2 protein-coding genes are annotated in these 2,383 nt (G+C 36.8%); both read left to right on the top strand.

All coding sequences use genetic code 11. The features are described from left to right. The first annotated feature begins 297 nt into the window (after positions 1-297). Positions 298-1,278, top strand: a complete 981-nt coding sequence (locus tag ACSHXM_RS21615) for a plasmid recombination protein (RefSeq protein WP_342880390.1) — start codon at positions 298-300, stop codon at positions 1,276-1,278. Positions 1,279-1,636: 358 nt separating this feature from the next. Then, positions 1,637-2,203, top strand: a complete 567-nt coding sequence (locus ACSHXM_RS21610) for a hypothetical protein (RefSeq protein WP_342880391.1) — start codon at positions 1,637-1,639, stop codon at positions 2,201-2,203. Positions 2,204-2,383: the final 180 nt, after the last annotated feature.

Genomic DNA, 2,383 nt, shown 5'->3' with positions numbered 1-2,383 from the left:
ACTCTATAGTAACTCAAGTATCGTTTTGTAAGTTACAGACAATCGCAATACGATTTATCTGTAACTTACAAAACCCCTACAAAAATTTCTCCAACCAATTTCCATCCTTTTTTAAATCGTCTGATAGCATATTAAATACAGATTGCGTTTTTAGGTCCTTCCTAACAAATTTTAGGTCCTTCCTAAAATTTTTAACTTCATTCACTCAGGAAGGACCTAAAATTTGCGACACGCTTCGCGGTCTGATTTTAAGTCACTGAGTTTGCGTTCCGCAAATTTAAAAAAACGGAGTATTTTATGTATTCGATCATCAGAACTAAATATCATAAAAAGCAAAAATTAACTTCAGTTGATAATCACAACAGAAGAATCACACCTCAAAAAAATGTAAGGGAAGGAGGAGAATTTTATCGTGCTTTTGGCGATCCGAAACGTTCACTCTTAGATTTGATTAATGAAAGAATAAAGCATTTCGGAATTGAAGTGCCGACTGGCAAAATGGCCGTTAGAACAAATTTTGCGATGGAATTTGTTTTAACGGCTAGCCCTGAATTTTTTGATAACTGTAGTGATGAAGAACTTGAGCAGTGGAAAAAAGATCAAATAATATTCGCAAAAGAAAAGTTTAAAGGCAGATTAGTTGCTATTGATTATCACAACGATGAGCTATCCCCTCATTTTCATGTAACAACAATCCCAGCAGTTAAGGTTAAAAAGAAAAACAGACAAGGTAAAAAACAGAAAGCACGAGGTGAGAAACCGACTTACACAACAGTAAAAAAACTTTCTCAAAGTACGCTTTACACCCCCGCAACACTTGAAAAGCTTTGCACAGAATACGCTGAACACAACGCGAAATATGGGCTTAAACGCGGCGAGTTTCGCCGACAGAATCGAGAACATGTTGATCACACATCACTAAAAAACCACCGCAATTTAGTCAGCAAAGATTTACCAGTACAACGGAAAAAACTTGAAGATTTAATATCTGAACACATCAAATTAGAATCAAAAAATAGACATTTAGAGATAGCTAACAAAGAAGTTTCAGAATTATTATTTATGAATAACTCTGATGCAATAAAGAAAATAGCTGATTACGCTGAACCGGTTTTGAAAATGATGAAAAAATTCACAGATGACGCTATGAGCAACGCTGAGACGTTAAATTTCGATGAAGTTGAGTCAGCGTATAGTAAATCTCCAAAAATCGCTCAGAACGTCTTAGAGGAGTCTTACAGTGATGTAGTCAAGCTAAACAACAGATTGAGAAGATAACCCCTTTCTAATTAAAATTTGCTTAATTTGGCGAAAACATCACTTCGTTTTTGACAAATTGAGCAAATCAGCAAACGAAGTGCGCTAGCTGTCACCACAAACCAAACGCACGCAAGGTTTTGCGTGCACTACAAGAATAGATAAAGCAGCAAATAAAAAACCTTTATAAATCAACTATGTTTTTGGGGGGGGTAGGCAATCCTATAGGGGGGGGGGGGTAGGCAACATGGGTTTGCCTAGGTGCTTCCATTATTTGGAAATAGACTTCCATTGTTTTGATATTTTTTTCTAACATTTGGAAATCCTGTGATATTATATTTCTAATTATTGGAAAGTGATTTCATAGGGGTAGGCAAAAATGGATAACAAAGAAATTATTGGAGTACCCAGCAAACCGATTTCTGACAAGAGGGGCAGGTGGGTTCAAACAGAGATAAGCGCACATGAAGCTTGGGCTCGATTAATAATCAAACACAGGGGTGCAGCAGCATTCATGCACATGCTAGTGTCAAGGATGGATAGCAACAGCAACGCTGTAGTCGCATCTCACGCAGTTTTAGCAAAAATGCAAGGTTGTAGTACGAGAACAATTAAAAACTACATTGACACATTAGCAAAAGATAGATGGATTCAAGTAGTTAGCTTGGGCAAAGGTGCAACAAACGCATATGTCGTCAACTCCATGGTCGCCTGGTCTCAGAGTCGGGAAAATTTAAAACACAGCAAGTTTACAGCACAAGTAATTGCAGACTTTGAAGATCAGAAAGAAATTTTGAACAAAACTGATTTACGCAAAATACCTGTTTTGTTTTCAAACGAACAACAATTACCAACCGGTAATCGTGGCAGCGAACCGCCAGCACAAACTTTGTTGGATGGAACTGAGCCTGATTTACCAAGTATCAAAAACGAAAACGAAGAATAAAATGCAATTATTTAATGATGAACAAACGAGACTAGAACAGCTTCAAAAAGCTAAATTTTTAGACCAGCAAAGTCGCGATCTACTTGCTAAAAAATTCGGATTAACTCTATAGTAACTCAAGTATCGTTTTGTAAGTTACAGACAATCGCAATACGATTTATCTGTAACTTACAAAACCCC

Origin of the sequence: Paraglaciecola sp. (assembly GCF_051252315.1) — a bacterium.
Taxonomy (GTDB): Bacteria; Pseudomonadota; Gammaproteobacteria; order Enterobacterales; family Alteromonadaceae; genus Paraglaciecola.
Note: the sequence above shows the minus strand (reverse complement) of the source record. Positions and strands in the feature narration are given on the sequence as shown.